The sequence below is a fragment of the Psychrobacillus sp. FSL K6-2836 genome (genome assembly GCF_038003085.1).
Classification (GTDB): domain Bacteria; phylum Bacillota; class Bacilli; order Bacillales_A; family Planococcaceae; genus Psychrobacillus.
The window spans coordinates 1,038,418-1,055,055 of the sequence record NZ_JBBOOM010000001.1; the positions used below are offsets into that span (position 1 = coordinate 1,038,418).

The 16,638-nt window shown below is 37.1% G+C and carries 13 protein-coding genes; 1 reads left to right on the plus strand and 12 read right to left on the minus strand.

The features are described from left to right. Positions 1-32: 32 nt before the first annotated feature. A complete protein-coding gene (locus MKY37_RS05015) occupies positions 33-2,192 on the minus strand; it encodes a 5'-nucleotidase C-terminal domain-containing protein (RefSeq protein ID WP_340774443.1) in 2,160 nt (719 codons plus the stop codon). A 254-nt stretch (positions 2,193-2,446) separates the two neighbouring features. Here MKY37_RS05015 and MKY37_RS05020 point away from each other — a divergent pair, with 254 nt between their 5' ends. Further along, complete coding sequence (locus MKY37_RS05020; protein WP_340774446.1) at positions 2,447-3,352, plus strand: LCP family glycopolymer transferase; 906 nt, start codon at positions 2,447-2,449, stop codon at positions 3,350-3,352. Between the two features lie 366 nt (positions 3,353-3,718). Here the strand turns inward: MKY37_RS05020 and MKY37_RS05025 are convergent, their stop codons facing one another. From MKY37_RS05025 to nikB, 11 genes are all read right to left on the minus strand, one after another. After that, a complete protein-coding gene (locus tag MKY37_RS05025; protein ID WP_340774447.1) occupies positions 3,719-5,359 on the minus strand; it encodes an acyl-CoA dehydrogenase family protein in 1,641 nt (546 codons plus the stop codon). A 1-nt stretch (position 5,360) separates the two neighbouring features. Beyond that, complete coding sequence (locus tag MKY37_RS05030) at positions 5,361-6,860, minus strand: class I adenylate-forming enzyme family protein (RefSeq protein ID WP_340774449.1); 1,500 nt, start codon at positions 6,858-6,860, stop codon at positions 5,361-5,363. Next, complete coding sequence (locus MKY37_RS05035; RefSeq protein ID WP_340774453.1) at positions 6,857-7,243, minus strand: MerR family transcriptional regulator; 387 nt, start codon at positions 7,241-7,243, stop codon at positions 6,857-6,859. The genes MKY37_RS05030 and MKY37_RS05035 overlap by 4 nt, the downstream gene beginning before the upstream one ends. Positions 7,244-7,357: 114 nt before the next feature. Beyond that, positions 7,358-8,518: an aminotransferase class I/II-fold pyridoxal phosphate-dependent enzyme gene (locus tag MKY37_RS05040; protein WP_340774455.1), complete on the minus strand. Its 1,161-nt coding sequence runs from the start codon at positions 8,516-8,518 to the stop codon at positions 7,358-7,360. Between the two features lie 366 nt (positions 8,519-8,884). Further along, positions 8,885-9,775 carry a 5-oxoprolinase subunit C family protein gene (locus MKY37_RS05045; RefSeq protein ID WP_340774457.1) on the minus strand — a complete coding sequence of 297 codons (891 nt, stop codon included), beginning with the start codon at positions 9,773-9,775 and terminating at the stop codon, positions 8,885-8,887. Beyond that, positions 9,775-10,536 (minus strand): LamB/YcsF family protein, encoded by a 762-nt coding sequence (locus MKY37_RS05050; protein WP_340774458.1) that lies wholly within the window; start codon positions 10,534-10,536, stop codon positions 9,775-9,777. Before MKY37_RS05050 ends, MKY37_RS05045 begins: the two co-directional genes overlap by 1 nt. Continuing rightward, the gene (gene pxpB, locus MKY37_RS05055) at positions 10,533-11,276 is read right to left on the minus strand and encodes a 5-oxoprolinase subunit PxpB (RefSeq protein WP_340774459.1); all 744 of its coding nucleotides are present in this window, start codon (positions 11,274-11,276) and stop codon (positions 10,533-10,535) included. The genes MKY37_RS05050 and pxpB overlap by 4 nt, the downstream gene beginning before the upstream one ends. Beyond that, entirely contained in the window at positions 11,266-11,880 is a 615-nt protein-coding gene (gene pcp / locus MKY37_RS05060) for a pyroglutamyl-peptidase I (protein ID WP_340774461.1), read from the minus strand. Before pcp ends, pxpB begins: the two co-directional genes overlap by 11 nt. Next, positions 11,877-14,771, minus strand: coding sequence for a M14 family metallopeptidase (locus MKY37_RS05065; protein ID WP_340774463.1), 2,895 nt, complete (start codon positions 14,769-14,771; stop codon positions 11,877-11,879). The genes pcp and MKY37_RS05065 overlap by 4 nt, the downstream gene beginning before the upstream one ends. A 3-nt stretch (positions 14,772-14,774) precedes the next feature. Then, positions 14,775-15,677 (minus strand): ABC transporter permease, encoded by a 903-nt coding sequence (locus tag MKY37_RS05070; RefSeq protein WP_340774466.1) that lies wholly within the window; start codon positions 15,675-15,677, stop codon positions 14,775-14,777. Beyond that, the gene (gene nikB / locus MKY37_RS05075) at positions 15,677-16,609 is read right to left on the minus strand and encodes a nickel ABC transporter permease (RefSeq protein ID WP_340774468.1); all 933 of its coding nucleotides are present in this window, start codon (positions 16,607-16,609) and stop codon (positions 15,677-15,679) included. The genes MKY37_RS05070 and nikB overlap by 1 nt, the downstream gene beginning before the upstream one ends. Between the last annotated feature and the right edge of the window lie 29 nt (positions 16,610-16,638).

The window sequence follows — 16,638 nt, forward strand, 5'->3', positions numbered from 1 at the left end:
CATATAATGTATATGAAGGGATTTTCTAGTATTTATTTTAATAGATTATTAAAGTTAGAAACAAATTTAGCAGCCTGAGCACGAGTTGTTCCTTCTGTAGGTCTAAATTTCCCATCAGTACCAGAACCAATATTTAGTTCTTCTATCATATTAATAGCTTTTACAAAATCGCCATCATATTTCCCTAAATCTGAGAAAGTAGCTTTTTCTTTTACTGTATAGTCTACTTCTGATTTTGCATCATAAGCTCTGTTAAGCATTAACGCAAATTGTGCGCGAGTGACAGCTTGGTGAGGCAAGAACTTTCCGTTAACGCCTTTTACAATACCAGCCTCTGCTGCAGCTGCAATTTCAGCTTTTGTATCAGCATGAAGATTAGCGGTATCTGTAAATTTTGCTGTCCCTTTTGCTTCCAGACCAAGTGCACGGACGATTAATGACGTAGCTTGAGCGCGCGTCAATTGTTTGTTTGGTGAATATGTTGCATCAGTAGTTCCTTTTGATAAGCCTTGATAAAATAAATCTTGAATATATGAATAGTGCCAATCCGCTTCTTTAACGTCATTAAATGGTATTACAACTTTAATGCGTCCCTCTTCAGTTGGATTTACTTTTTCAAGATTTGTAATGTATTCAATGAACATTTCCCAGTCCACATTTCCTGGTTCGCTTACTCGACCTTCAGCATAAGCAGTTTCAAAGGCTTTAAAGCCATCCCCACCTTTTGCTGTAAATGTGTTTGTTGCTACTTTATATGTTTTAGAATTATCTAAGTTTACATACTTATCGCCTTCTTTTACTTGTACACTTAGAACACGTTTACCTGCTTCTGCAGTACCATCAAACGTGTATTTTAAACCAGAAACATGTAAAAATGCTCCTTTTTCTTTAGGAAACTCATCCACAGCATTTTCCAGTAAAGATTTAATCTCTTCTCCTGTCACAGACGCTATAGCTAATGCATTACCAAAAGGCATGACAGTCAAAACTTCTCCAACTGTAATATCTCCTGCGTCAATAGAAGCACGAATTCCTCCACCATTTTGCATAGCAATAACAGTTTCTGCATCAATTTTTTTAGCAGTCGCTAACATACCATCCGTGATCAAGTTACCAAGATTCGTTTCACCGGCACGAACGCCCCAAAGTCCACGTCCACCATTAAGTCCCTCTACTGCTACCTTACCTGTTGAAGTATTTTTTACTTTTTCAATAGAATCAGCATACGGTTTTAGTAGTTTAGTAGTTTCTGCATCTGGAGTTTCTACTGCTGCAACATCATGTAAGACTCCAGTGTGATCTGTAATAACACCTTCAGTATTGAATGAAACATCTAATTGACCTAAAAATTTATTGTACTCATTTGCTTGAACGATAAGAACTGGCTTTCCGTTTACAGTTAGCTCTTTAGGTGCATCCAGTTTCGTATGAGTATGACCACCAACGATAATATCGATTCCAGGTACTTTTTCCGCTAACAATAAATCATTATCGTATTTCGCCGCATCATCATAGCCTATATGAGTCAACGCAATGATTTTATTTACCCCTGCTTTTTCAAATGCAGCTACTGCTCCTTTTGCTGCCTCAATATAATTAGTGAATGCGATATCATTAGGACTTGAAATATCCACAGTTTCTGCAGTTGTTAATCCAAAAATCCCAACTTTTTCTCCACCAACTTCTTTTATAATACCGTTATATATTTCTCCATTGGCAGCTGTTGATGAATATTCGTTATTTTGAAGCCCTTCAAATAGAGCGTCCTTCGAAAAATCCACATTGGCACTTACAAATGGAAACTCTGCTTTTTTGACAAATTCTGTAAGACCTAAATGACCATCAGATGTAGAACCTAGGTCAAATTCATGGTTTCCGAAAGTCATAGCATCGTATTTCAATAAATTCATAAACTCTAAATCAGCTAAACCAGTATATTGGTTAAAATATAGCGTTCCAGAGAAAACATCCCCTGCGTCAAGTAACAGATTATTTTTGTGCTCAGAACGAATCTGTTTTACAAGAGTCGCTCGTTTTGCAGCTGCATCTACGTTTGCATGTGTGTCATTCGTATGCATAACTGTAAGGCTGAAATCTCCCTCAGCCGCTAAACTTGTTTGAGGTGTTAAAGCTAACCCCAAACCAGCTGCAATCGTTAATGCTGCTATACTTTTATAAGTTCTTTTATACATTCTCGCACCATCCCTTTTTATAATGTGAATCTCTTTAACTATACTATAGTTTAGATAATTTTAAATATTAAGTTTCAGTAAATTGTAATTTGAATATTAATTTTTAGTAAATGATGATTTTGAAATAGGTATTTTTAATACGTTTAATAAGATCAAAAACTATGCATACTAGCACAAGCTCAGATTAATAATCTGGAGCTTGCATTCATATATTTACGAAAAGGCTTTGTAGTTATAAGAAATGAGGACCATGCATGTCAAAGAAAATAATTTGGATTACCATTATTAGTTGCTTACTATTAAGTGGAACAGTATACGCTACTAGTTTTTATAAAAATGTAACGACGACACTCGAAACTATCCATGAACCCGAAATTCGTAAAGTTTCTAAACTTCGAGAAACGGAAGTGGAGCTCATAGAAAAAGAACCAATTTCGGTATTATTACTCGGTGTGGATGAACGCGATGCGGATGCTGGTCGTTCCGATACTATTATCGTACTAACCGTTAATCCCTCTCTCGCTTCGATAAAAGTATTGAGTATTCCCAGAGATACATATACGGAAATCATCGGATTAGATAAAATGGATAAATTAAATCACGCGTATGCATTCGGGGGAATAGATATGGCGCTTCATTCCGTCGAAAACTTAATAGATATTCCGATCGATTATGTTATACAGGTTAATATGGAAAGCTTTTTAGAAATTGTCGATAGTGTTGGCGGTGTTACAGTCGAAAACGCTTCTGCTTTCGAAGAAAACGGTTATCTATTTGAAGAAGGTCCAATGCATTTAGATGGAGATATGGCACTTAGTTATGTGCGCATGCGGATGAATGATCCGCTAGGTGACTTTGGGAGACAGGAGCGCCAAAAACAAGTTCTCCTAGCCGTTTTAAAAGAAGGAGCTTCTTTTAATAGCATTCTCCACTACAAGGATTTATTGGCTACATTAGCAGAAAATATCCGGACGAATATGAAGTTCGAACAAATGATGGATATTCAAAAAGGCTATAAGAATGCACTGGCAAATGTTGAATCTATTACGCTCTCGAATGGAGGCGGCAAGCGAATGAATGATATTTGGTATTATGTTCCCGAAGAAGAAGAGTTGAATGAAGTGACGATGCTTTTGAAGGAGCATTTGGAGCTTGAATAACGGGAAGATTGTGGCATTTGGTAGTTTACTTGCGGTTGATAGCTGGATACTTGTGCTCTACACGCCTAATCATGGCATTCTCGTATAGAAGTGTATCCCTATCGTATATGCTCATTTCTCTCTCGTATAGAGGCAATTCTCGCTCGCTTACTCATGGTATTCTCGTATAGAACTGGATCACTATCGTATAAGCTCATTTCTCTCTCGTATAGAGGCAATTCTCTCTAGCATAATCATGGCATTCTCGTATAGTTTTGAATCTCGAGTTGAATACTTGCGGTCGGCTAGCGTTTACTTGCGGAAAGGGATACTTTTCCATATATACTGACTCAAAAAGGCTACTCCAATAAATGGAATAGCCTTTTCTTATTTTTGGATTCCCTTGAACCACTCACATGTCTTCATTGCATCTCCTAATTTACGTAGTTGCCATGTTTCTTCTATATAAATAGCGCTTAATAATCCGATATGAGGTTTATCAGCAATTTCTACAGCCACGATACTTTCATACAAGCGTACCATTTCTTTAGCGAGTGCTTTTGCTTCAAACGTTTGGACATCCTCTTGTAGTGAAGCGAATACATCTAATGATTCGCTAAGTTGTTGGAGCTTTTCATGGACAATGGGTTTCAGGTTTGATTCCTCACATTGTTGAAGTCGCTGCTCCATTGCTCGAACAAATAGATGATGGACATTGAATTTTTTCACCAATCGTATGAGCTCTAGCGCTAGAATATTCGCAGTTCCTTCCCATACTGTCAGCACCTGCGCATCCCGTAATAATCTAGGAGTTACGAAGTCCTCGATATAGCCGTTTCCTCCGTGCATCTCGATAGCTTCATGGGCAAAGTGAATCGCTTGTTCGGCCGTTTCTTTTTTCAATAAAGCTATAAACAATCGATTCAAAATCACTTCTTCCTTCGAAGCCTCTCCGCTTACGACCCGATCATATTGTTCAATCAGGTCAAAGGTTGTATACAGTTCTATTTCTAACTTCGCACGCATTCGACCGAGGGAGTCCTGGATCATTGGAAATTCATTTAGCTTGTTTCCAAATGCAGTCCGTTTCTCCGCATAAGCAAACGACTCATTATAAGCACGACGCATAATGCCCAGCGACGCTACTGTATTACAAATACGCGAAAGATTTAGTGCCTCTAGCATATATTTCAGCCCACTGCTAGGGTCTCCAACTACATAACCTAGAGCGCCTTCAAATTCCACCTCACCACTTGGGACTGCTCGAACACCTAATTTATCCTTCAGTCGGCGAATCTTAATACCATTTAAGGAACCATTTGTATTTTTCCAAGGAACAGCAAATAATGTCAGCCCTTTGGAGCCACTAGGAGCGCCCTCTATACGCGCAAGCACCATGGCAACTCCTGCCATACCAGCATTGGAGGCAAAATACTTTTCTCCATATAAAAGATAATGCTCACCTTCTTTTATAGCTTTTACTTCATTGGCTCCTACATCTGATCCCCCCTGTCGCTCTGTTAAAAAAGTCGCACCCTCGTATAGCTCTATATCACCTGTCGCGATGACATGGGGAAGAAATCGTTCTTTCACTTCCTGGTTTGCATAATGATCAAGTAAATAACTAGTAGCCATCGTAAGTGTTACGGGACAATAAAACCCAGGTTCTGATTGTGATAATACATACCCCTGTGCGAAGCTATAAACATAATTCCCTTTATGACCAAGCTCGGGAATCTCTTTATGCAAATAACCTACTATGCCTGTTTCATATGTTTCCTTTACTGTCTGTTTATAGCCTTCATTTACCCAAACGACTGATTGATCATCTCCGAACTTATCAAATTTAACGAGCTTCGGCTCTCCTTCACGATCTGTATGGCGCGCGCGTTCATCTATCTCATTTGTTACTAGCTCTCCAAACGATTTAAGCTGGTCCTGTGCATATGTCTGAAATGCTGGATGTAACTTTGACTGTAAAATATCCTGTAATGATTCATCTTCTGCAAAGTAATTTGCTCGATCCATATTATTTACCGCCTTCTCTCAATGATTGCTTCAGAATTTTCCCGGATGCATTCCGTGGAAGAGCTTCGACTTGTTCAAAGAGCTTTGGTATTTTGAAAGAGGATACTTTTCCGTTCAAATGGTCTATTAATTCCTTCGTCTCGACTGGTCTTGTTGCCGCAAAATAAGCTTTTACTGTTTCGCCCCATTCTACGTGTGGAACCCCGACAATAGCAACTTCTGAAACTGCTTCATGGGTAATTAATACATCCTCCACTTCCTTCGGATAAATATTTACTCCTCCAGAAATAATCATGTCCTTCTTTCGATCAACGATGAATATATATCCATCTTCATCAATGCGAGCTAAATCACCTGTCTTTAACCAATCGCCATCAAAGGTCGCTGCAGTTGCTTCAGGATTTTTATAGTATCCTAGCATCGTTCCGTCACCTCGAAGATAAATTTCTCCGACCTCAGCTACACCTACATCTTCTCCATCGCCATTTACGACTCTAATTTCCGTAAACAATGCTGCCCTTTTCCCAATACTTCCTGCTTTCTTCGCATGTTCATGTCCTAACAATAGTGTCCCACTTGGACCAGCCTCCGTTAATCCGTAAACACATACAAAATTATCCGTTTTAAAAGCCTGTTTCATATATAAAACTTCCCCACTCGACAATGGTGCCCCCCCATATATCCACCACTTCATCGAGCTTAAGTCTGTATGCTCGATTGCGGGATTCTTACCAGTCATTAAATATGCAACTGGAGCCCCAAAGAAATGGGTCGTCCTCTCTTCCTCTACCGTTTTTAACAGCAAATCTGGAGTAAATGTTGGCGTTAAAACGAGTGTGGCACCAACTATGACGCCAGCTACCATGAATAAATGAAGAGGAGCTGAATGACTAAGCGGCATCATTAAAAGCAAGCGACTTTCTGGTTTCATTTCCATTTCAATACAAATCATTTTCGCTACAGTGAGAACATTCCGGTGACTGAAAAGAACTCCTTTTGGCTGTCCCGTCGTTCCAGACGTATATAGAATGGTAGATGGCTCGTCATCCATGGAGGATGATTTAGGAAGCGCCTTCATTTCTTCTTTAGTTAATTCATTAAACGTAATCCATCCATGGTGCTCTCCACCCGTTTTTACAAGTAGGCTTTCATTTTGTAAATCCTTTACAGTATCGAATAGAAGCTCATGCACAACGAATATCTTTGAATCTGCATGATTTAAAATATACTCTATTTCAGCTAGAGTAGACTTTGCATTGATCGGTACGATTACTGCTCCGATTCGATGTGCTGCAAAATAAGTAATAATAAATTCGGGAACATTGGGCATAAATAGAACAATCTTATCATTTTTCTTGATGCCTACTTTTAATAGTCCAGTCGACAACTTCTCTACTAGATTATTTAATGCTTCGTAGGTAAGTCTTTGGCCCATCCCAACTACTGCCTCATTAAGTGGATACTTACTTGCATTATGTTCTAATAGTCTTGATAAATTCATCTGTTTTCCTCCCCTTTTAGATTTTCTAATTTAACTGTAAAAACATGTAGCAAAGCTTCCATTTCTTTTTTCATTTCTCCTAGCTCTTTAATCTTCTTTTCAATTTCCATGGTTTTTTCATTTCCATATTCTATCGTTCTTTCTAGTTGTCTTCTTCCAGTGCGATCCATATCAAATAGCAGAACCATTTCTTTAATTTCATCCAGTTGAAAGCCATATTGCTTTCCTCTTTGTATGAGCTTTAGTTTGGCGCAGTCGGCAGGTCTGTAATATCTTCTGTTGCTGTCGCTGCGAATGGGCATTAATAATCCCAGCTCCTCATAGTAGCGTATAGTTCTCGTCGTAATATTGAATTCTTTTGCAACATCCGAAATACTTTTCATCCAGCCCTCACTCCCCTGAGTCTTGTTTTGAGCATATCATTTACGTTAACGTAAACTTCAAGTGTAATTTAAAAATAAGACACTAAACAAACTTGTCTAGTGTCTTAGAAATTATTATTTGTTTAATGTAAGGAGGAATTCCTCTAGTCTATTTAATCCTTTTTCTAGTACAGACATGCTATAAGCATAGGAAATGCGTATGAAACCTTCCCCATACTCCGTAAACGCACTTCCAGGAACGACAGCCACTCCACCCTCCTGTAATAGCTTCGTAGCAAAATCAAAAGAATTCAATCCGTATTTTCTTATGTCAGGGAAAATATAAAAAGCTCCATTTGGCTTTTCTACTATCATCCCCATCTCTATTAAACGACTATATACAAAGTCACGTCTTTTCACATATTCTAAGTTCATTTCACTTGGCGTATCTTTTGCATTTGTTAATGCCTCAATTGCTGCATATTGAGCTGGTAGTGATGCACAAATTGTGTTAAAGGCATGCACCTTAACTACATGCTCCATTACATTCGCCGGTCCCATCAAGAAGCCAATCCGCCATCCGGTCATTGAATGCGACTTGGATACACCGTGGATATAAAATAATTTATCGCGAATTTCCTTGTAGCTAGCAAAGGAATGGTGCTTGCCAGAGAATGTATTCTCGCTATATATTTCATCTGTTAGGACGAATAAATTCTTTTCTTTTATAACATCTACTAATCCATCCATCGTCTCTTTTGTTAGGACAACGCCAGTTGGATTAGAAGGATTATTGAAAAACATCGCCTTTGTTTTATCCGTAATCAAGCTCGCAAGTCTTTCTGCAGAAGGCTGAAAATTAGTGTCAGTCGTATCTAAATACACCACTTTGGCTCCGCAAAGTTCAATTACTGGCACATAACCTGAATAAGTTGGAGCCGGCAAGATAACCTCGTCTCCTTCTTCTAAAATTGTTCGAAATACTGCATCTATCGCTTCGCTAGCACCATTAGTTATGATTATTTCATTTTGGATATCATATGAAAAACCATATTTATCGGAGAAAAAAGAGTTCACAGCATTTCTTAACTCTAGAAGCCCCGCATTATGCGAATACCCTGTTAAATTTTGTTCGATTGCTCGAATACCTGCTTCTTTTACTGAAGTAGGTGTTGGAAAATCTGGTTGACCAATCGTCAAATTAATGGCATCTGGGTAATGAACTAATTGATTGGAAAATTGTCGAGTTCCAGGAATTTTCAAGGATTCCGCTCGAGGATTTATTCGTATATTCATCGTTTAATCTCTTCCTTCTATTAATTTTCTAGAATGTTTATATGTAAGTATACTTTAAAGAGGCTAGGTTTATCATTACTTTTTGGATTATTTAGAAACCAGAAAATAAGACAATAAGAAAAACACAACCCTTAAAGGGTCAAACTGGTTTCATCTTTGTCGGTTGCTCTGGACAGACTTGCTGCTATATCATTACTGTGTGATTTTTAAAGAGGATAATCATGACTGTCGTCACAATCATCCTCTCTTTTATCGGTAATTTTATAGCGATAACCTGTCCAGTCAAAGCAATCAGGTACTTCTTGCTCATGAAGTACCCTATCTTTTCTGAAAAGGAATTACTATTTTTAAAAACATTTTTCAGTGCTATTGATACAATTTCGGAAACTCTTTCTCGTTTTCTAACAATTTAAAAGTGAGTTTTCCACCAACTCTTAATTGAGCTATTTTCCACAAATCCGAATCCGCTACTTTGCCAATCGTTGCATAGCCGCCGACTGTTTGGGCATCAGCCATTAATATTACAGGTTGTCCGTTTGATGGTACTTGAATTGTTCCAAATTGAGTTGCTTCAGATAAAATATCACTCTTGCCTATAAAGTGGAGTTCTGGGCCATTGAAATAGTATCCCATTCGATCTCCCCCTCTATATGTATATTCTGAGTGAAAAAACGTATGGATGCTGTCTTCTTTAAACAATGAAAGATGTGGACTTCTCCAAACAGCAACTTCCACTTCCTGATTATATGTAGGTACTTCTAAAGCGATCAATCCACGCTTTAGCTTCATTTGCGGTAGATTAGGAACCGATAAAACAGTTTCTTTTTTTAAAATATTCCCTATACCTGCCCTTAAGTAGGCAGAATTACTTCCCATAATTGTTTCTGAATCGAATCCACCTAACGCAAAAATATATGCAATGCTCCCTTGCACTGGTTTAACAAAAGATAATGTTTGACCTTTACTAACGGTTATAGATTTCCATAAGGGTACTTGCCTACCATCTATTTCTGCATGAAGATCCGCTCCACTAATCACTATTGTATGTGTCGCTAAAACCTCTAGGGAAAGTCCCCCTAAAAATAATTCTATTGCTGCAGCATTAGGAGGATTTCCAATAATTTCATTTCCTAATCTAAAAGCATAGGTATCCATTGGACCCGCAACTGGCATTCCAAATGCACGATATCCTATTCTTCCTTTGTCTTGCAAAGACGCATATACACCTTCTTTATGTACACGAAATAATTGTTTCATTAGAACATCTCCAGAGGAGCAACCTTTACATTTTTTGCTTCCAGTTTTTTTCTGATTTTCTGTACAATTTCTACAACATTATTTCCATCACCATGAAAACAAAGTGTGTCTGCGCTTATTTTGATTATTTCTCCAGTAATTGTTGCTACTTGTTTTCTTATTACGATATTTTCTACTTGCTTCATGATATCTTCGAATTCAGTAAGTAAAGCATCTGATTGACTCCGATGAACAAGTCGACCTTTAGCATCATATTTTCGATCTGCAAAAGCTTCTCCAGCAGTTTTCAGCCCTATATTAGTTCCAGCCTTTAGTAATTCGCTATTGCAAATTCCAAAAAGTACAGCGTTCGGGACCGTATCAAAAACAGCCTTCGCTATTGCATTTGCTATCTTTACATCATCTGCTGATGCGTTGTATAAAGCTCCATGTGGCTTCACATGGGAGAGTTCTACATGATTAATATGACAAAATGCTTGTAAAGCACCTATTTGATAAACAATCATTTCGTAAATTTCCGATGGGCTCATACTAATATTTCTTCTACCAAATCCTTGTATATCGGGAAAACCAGGATGCGCTCCTATAGAAAGATGATTTTCTTTTGCAGTTTGAATTGTCTTGTTCATCACGGAGAAATCCCCTGCATGAAACCCACATGCAATATTTGCCGAAGTAATTACTTTAAAAAGTGCAACATCATCCCCAATATTATAGTTACCAAAACTTTCCCCTACATCCGCATTCAAATCAATTCTCATATATCCACCTCTTCTATGAAACCGTCAATTGTATGCCAGTCATTTTTCATTTCCCTCTCTATTTCTTCATATTCCGCATTAGTCACAGGAGTAAACTTTAAACGGTCTCCCGCTTTTAGGGAGAAGGGATTACTCCGCTTTATCGAAAAAATTTCTAAAGGGGTTCTGCCGATAATATTCCAACCACCCGGTGATTCAATTGGATAAATACCCGTTTGGTTTCCTCCAATGCCAATAGTACCTTTTGGTACTTTTAGCCTTGGCTTATCAAGTCGAGGCACAAATAATTTAGGATCCAAATCACCTAAGTATGGAAATCCTGGTAGAAAACCAATCATATACACCGTGTATATTTTTTGTGAGTGTAAATGGATTATTTCATCCTTCGCTCTTCCTATTAATCTCTGCATCCTCGTTAAATCTTCGCAATATGGCTCTTCATAACAGACTGGAATAGTAACTTGTCTTGCAGAAGAAATAATGCAATCTATTTTATAGCTTCTCCATTTTGCAAGAAGTTTTTCCATATTTAACTTATCTAGAATAGATGACTTATAAAAAAATACGGTAACCGTATGATAGCTAGGAACTATTTCCTCTATAAAATGCTTCCAATTAGCATTCAAAAATTCAGTGAATGTATGAACAGATTTATAAATTTCAGCGCTAATTACTTCGCCAAAACTAAATCGAAGTGTTCGCTCTCCCGTTCTCCAAACTTCAGGCAAATTATTTTCCATACTCTTCTAACACTTCGATACATATTACAATACTTTGCTTCAAGTCAGCATGAGACCAACTCGGAATTTTCCCGTGCTGAATAGCGAGTTCATGTGAGGCCGGAATATGAATAAATCCCGAAAGCATCTCACTATTCGTTGTTTTAACATAATGCAAACCTTCATACATGACATTATTACATATATAAGTACCAGCACTATTTGATATTTCAGCAGGCAAACCATTTTCAATAAGTTTGTTCACTATTTTACGAATTGGCAGCGTTGATAAATATCCTGCTTCCCCAGTTTCTTGTATCGATTCATCCACTGGTTTATTTCCTTCGTTATCAGCATCGCCATCTTTTATGTTAATCGCAATTCGTTCTGGTGTTATTTTATATCGACCTGCAGCTAGCCCAAGTGAAATATGTACATCTGGTTGGATTTCTGTTAGTAACTTTACTAATTGTTGTCCAGATGTTTTAAAATCTACCGTCATTATTTTTCCGATAAGTTCATATTCCCCTATGGCTGATCCATCTAATTCCTCCACTATTTTCATCGTAGGATTGACTGTATAGTTTAAAAATGGTTCAAATCCAGTTAACAGTAGCTTTTTCATAATTTCTCCTCCATTTGTAAGATTAGTGGGCGTATTCGATATTTTCGTAATGATTCTTGAAACGTTTCTGTCCTACTATTTTTTAGTGCATCTATTATTCCACTATTAAAAAGATATTGGGATTCCATACAGCTTTCTAACTCTGTTCCATACACAACCTCGTCTGCCGCCTCTGATATAATGTCCGCAGCCACCCATTCTGGATAGCGAAGAATACTAACAGTTGGATAGGTTGGTGTGACACTTTGCTGACGGTAAAAGTTTATAGATGATGCTTCTTCAATCGGAAATATATCGGGTAACCATGCATGCCCATATTTAATAAAACGTGATTTCCAATAAGCATTTTCTGCTGCAATAGATGTAGCTTCAAATTTTTTATTAATCGATTGTACAATTGTTTCAAGATTTTCTGCTAGTCGTTTTTCATTCACTTCTTGTGAAATCCGGCCAATCCCGTAAATTTTCGCACTCGGTAAAAAATAAGAAACAGGAAATCTTGGTGGACTATTATATCCTGCAAAAGGTTGAACCCACTCATGTGAGGGAATTCCATGATTGTCTACAACGATATCAGGAGCCCATTTCCTCATGACTTGCGGTAAAATATTCGCTTCTCCAAAAATAGTTTGTTGATACTTAACATATGCAAACTCCAAACCAACAGCATTATAACGGGCCGCATGATGCTTCCATTCCGGATGCTCGATAATCATTTTAGAAAGTAAATAGTTTCCGTCAACATTTGCTAAAGGAATAACAATGATATTCATTTCTTTTAAGTAGTCGGTATTACTGGACAAATCTTTCACTAGGCGTAAAACTGCCGGTGTGCTTGATACTTCATTTGCATGATGACCAGCTTCAATTACGATTGTCTTTTTGAATAGTGTAAGTTTCAAAGCCGCATCAAACGTTTCCCATGATGGCATGAAACACTCGATGATAGGAATATTGTCACCATAATAAGAATGATCCGGGTATGCAATACGTAGTTCTTTATTTTCTTTAATAAAATTACTTAGTTCACATGATGCCCAATTTATATTTGCTTTAAATGTTTCTACATTACAAGAAACAAGTGCTTCGTTTGATTCAACAATCGCCGTTATTTCATCGCATGCATGATTAAAATGAAGTTCAGTAGTTTTTTTAATCGAAGGAATATAATCAACCCATTCAAATACTTGGATTCTCGATCTCGGCTTTCTGCCCTCGCTAACATGCATAAACGGATAAATTCCACCTGGTGCATCCAATGAAATACCTTGTTTTCTTTTTCCCCATTCTGAAAAATAGTCTAGTGTATTAAAGTATAAATCCTCATAAAGTGCTTCCATTGAAGAGATACGTTCTTCATCTATAAACAATTTCTCTTCTTGTTCACTCATCCACACGTCTAACACAATACGATCGAACAATGGTCTATTCACACCTTGTCCATCGTTTATGTATTTTAGTTGATTTGTCATTCTAGGGAGAAACTCATTAATATAATACAAATAAAAGCGTTCTCGATCAGTCGGGATTAAGTGAGTTTCAACCTTACTATCTGTTCTATTAATACGAACAGCTCCTGTATTCGGATACGCAAATTTCCCTTCTTCTACATAAGGAATTTGTACGACTGGAATATTTAAACTTCCCAGTTGAATGATCGTTCCATCCTCTTTTATCCCGAAAACATTAAATGTATGTTCTAAATTATCTTCTATATAAAAAGTTATATCATCTGCCTGTAAATGTGTATGTTTTTCAAGATATACGTCAATAGGATACATTTCTTGTATCCATCTTATCGGCAACTCTAATCCACCATGATTATCCTCTTTTTTTGCATAAATTTTTACTTCAATCACGTCTTTTGTAATGTCTGGTAGTATTTCTTCACGAACCCATTGAAATCCTGTTTTAAAAGCAGAATAGACTTTTACCTTATTCAATTGCGGATAAGACACCTGTATATCTCGCTTCAGTTGATCTCGGATATATATCGGTTCAGATATAAAGACTTCGATTTCATCACCATCCAATAAGGTAGAATCTCTTAATACTTTATGGACCAATTCTATTTCTGATACATCTTCCCATTCCTCTTCCAAAAGTAGCTTAGAGGGCTTCTTTTCATCGAATTGAATTTGCTGTTCCCAGTAACCAAAAGTTCCTTCTTCACTCCAGTTTTTTTGATAGTTCAACCATTTTAGTGCTGATGCTACTTCATTTATAGTTCCCTCTAGTTTTAGCTTATTTGCTTTTATAAGCTTTAATTTTGTTTCATCACCTGCTTGTACCGTTATTCCAATACTTGCGGTAAGATTATTCGTAACAGGAAGTTTGATTTCTGTACAATACAAAGCTGTTCTCGCAACAAAATGACAAAATTCTATGAAAATTTCTCTCTTTTTCATACTAGGGTGTATATCTATATTTAAACTAAGTGTTTGATTAGGCGATGCTTCGTTATCAGCTCCAAATCCCGAAAAGCTCCAAATTTCCGCTAAACTATGAATAGATTTAATGACAGAATGCTGTGCATCTACATGAAAATCATTATTTACGCCAACAGTTGAAAGCTTTGATAATAATTTTGAACATTCCATTTCATTCTCATAATGGACAGTTATTATTCGTTTGTCATAAGCAATATAACTAGATTCCAGATTTTCTTTAAATATCATCTTTACTTTTTGATCATTGTATTCAAAGAAGTTATACGATAATGCAGTAGTTTCAAAGCCTACTCTTGCAAAGAAGTCTAATAATCCGTCAGGCATTAACCCTAATGGCAAATCTACAAATAGAGAAATGCCATCTATTACATTATCGTTATTTTTGTCTATAAATATCCCATCTAGAGTCCAGATTTTTTGTAGACTTTCCAGATTCAGCACCACCTACATTTTCATATTTGGATCAAACCGATCACGCAACCAATCACCTAACAGATTGAATCCTAAAACCGTTAACATAACAGCAACCCCTGGGAATACGGATGTCCACCAGGCTGTAGTTATATAATTACGGCTATCTGCAAGCATTCCTCCCCATGAAGGAATCGTAGGGTCAACACCTAGCCCTAGAAATGTCAAGGAAGCTTCTAGTAATATAAACTCGGCAATATACATCGTACCTAAAACAAAGATTGAAGAAAGAACATTTGGTAAAATATGTTTCCTAATAATTGTGAAATTCGTCCCACCAATTGCTCTAGCGGCATGAACAAATTCTTGCTCCTTTAGCGCAATTACTTGCCCCCGAATAAGTCTCGCAAAACCTACCCAATAGGTTAAACCTAAAATAATAATTATTTTCCAAATACCCGTACCTAATATACTCATTACAACAATAGCAAACAAAATAAATGGGAATGCTAGCTGAATATCTGCAACACGCATTATAAAATCATCTAACCATTTGCCGAAATATCCTGAAACCAACCCTAGAATAGTTCCAATAACAAGCGAAATTAGTACTCCAAAAAAACCTACCATTAAAGAGATTCTCGCTCCGTATAAAATTCTAGTAAATAAATCTCTTCCTAATTGATCTGCACCTAAAAAATAGATAGATTCGCCAGTTGGATCCGCCCAAGATGGTGGATCTAATCTAGATCCTAAACTGGCTTTTCCTGGGTCAAAAGCCGTTAGCCAAGGTGCAAAAATAGCACATCCAACACTAATCGCAACTAGTATAATTCCGATAAAGCCTGCTGGATTTTTTTTGATAAATTTCAAGAAACTCTTCCAAACAGATTTTTTAGGTAGGGCTAATGAATCTTCTTTTGATACTAATGCCATTAATGACTCCCCTTTCCCGTTTTAATACGTGGGTCAATTATGGAATAACTTAAATCTACGAGTAAATTAACAACAACCATAATGATTGCTAAAAATATTACGCCCCCCTGAATGACTGGGTAATCCCGTTGATTGATTGCATCTATTATCAATCTACCAACTCCCGGCCACGAAAAAACTTGCTCTACTATAACGGTTCCACCTAGTAGTGAACCAAATTGTAACCCTAAAAAAGTAATCGTCGGTAATAATGCATTTCTAAATGCATGCTGTATAATAACAGACCATGTACTTATCCCTTTTGACTTTGCGGTTGATATATATTGTTGATTCAACACTTCAAGCATAGATGATCGAACCAATCTGGCTAAAATTCCCGACAAAATCATTCCTAATGTAATAGATGGGAGGATTAAAGATGAAAAACCATCAAAACCTGAAGACGGCAGCCACTGCAAGGTAACTGCAAATACTAGAATCAACATAATCCCCAACCAAAAGTTTGGAAAGGAGATGCCAATTAAGGAGAAAATCCTTCCAAAAAAATCTACAGATGTTCCTCTTTTTACTGCCGATAGTATCCCTACAGGAAATGCTATAAGAATTGCTACTACAATTCCACCTAGTGCAAGTGCTAATGTTGCACCAATTTTTTCTACTATTAAATCAGTAACGGGCATTCCGCTTCTAAAGGATTCTCCAAAATCCAGCGTCAACAGCCCCTTCAAAAATAATCCATACTGTATGTACAACGGCTTATCCAAGCCTAAGTTTTTTGTTACCTCTTCAATAGCCTCTTTTGATGGTTCCCCTGCACTAAACATAACGGACACAGGATCACCTGTTAAACGGATGGAAAAGAAAACAATGAGTGAGATTACAAATATAACCATTATAGTATGGAATAATCTTCGAATAACATAAGTTAACATATTTATTCCTCCGTATCTTTTAAAAGAAA

Coding starts and splice junctions, on each gene's coding strand:
- MKY37_RS05025 (WP_340774447.1), bottom strand. CDS start 5,359: ATGGATCGAGCAAATTACTTTGCAGAAGATGAATCATTACAGGATATT.
- MKY37_RS05050 (WP_340774458.1), bottom strand. CDS start 10,536: ATGAGAATTGATTTGAATGCGGATGTAGGGGAAAGTTTTGGTAACTAT.
- MKY37_RS05015 (WP_340774443.1), bottom strand. CDS start 2,192: ATGTATAAAAGAACTTATAAAAGTATAGCAGCATTAACGATTGCAGCT.
- MKY37_RS05030 (WP_340774449.1), bottom strand. CDS start 6,860: ATGAATTTATCAAGACTATTAGAACATAATGCAAGTAAGTATCCACTT.
- MKY37_RS05020 (WP_340774446.1), top strand. CDS start 2,447: ATGTCAAAGAAAATAATTTGGATTACCATTATTAGTTGCTTACTATTA.
- MKY37_RS05045 (WP_340774457.1), bottom strand. CDS start 9,775: ATGAAACAATTATTTCGTGTACATAAAGAAGGTGTATATGCGTCTTTG.
- MKY37_RS05070 (WP_340774466.1), bottom strand. CDS start 15,677: ATGGCATTAGTATCAAAAGAAGATTCATTAGCCCTACCTAAAAAATCT.
- MKY37_RS05040 (WP_340774455.1), bottom strand. CDS start 8,518: ATGAATATACGAATAAATCCTCGAGCGGAATCCTTGAAAATTCCTGGA.
- pcp (WP_340774461.1), bottom strand. CDS start 11,880: ATGAAAAAGCTACTGTTAACTGGATTTGAACCATTTTTAAACTATACA.
- MKY37_RS05035 (WP_340774453.1), bottom strand. CDS start 7,243: ATGAAAAGTATTTCGGATGTTGCAAAAGAATTCAATATTACGACGAGA.
- nikB (WP_340774468.1), bottom strand. CDS start 16,609: ATGTTAACTTATGTTATTCGAAGATTATTCCATACTATAATGGTTATA.
- pxpB (WP_340774459.1), bottom strand. CDS start 11,276: ATGGAAAATAATTTGCCTGAAGTTTGGAGAACGGGAGAGCGAACACTT.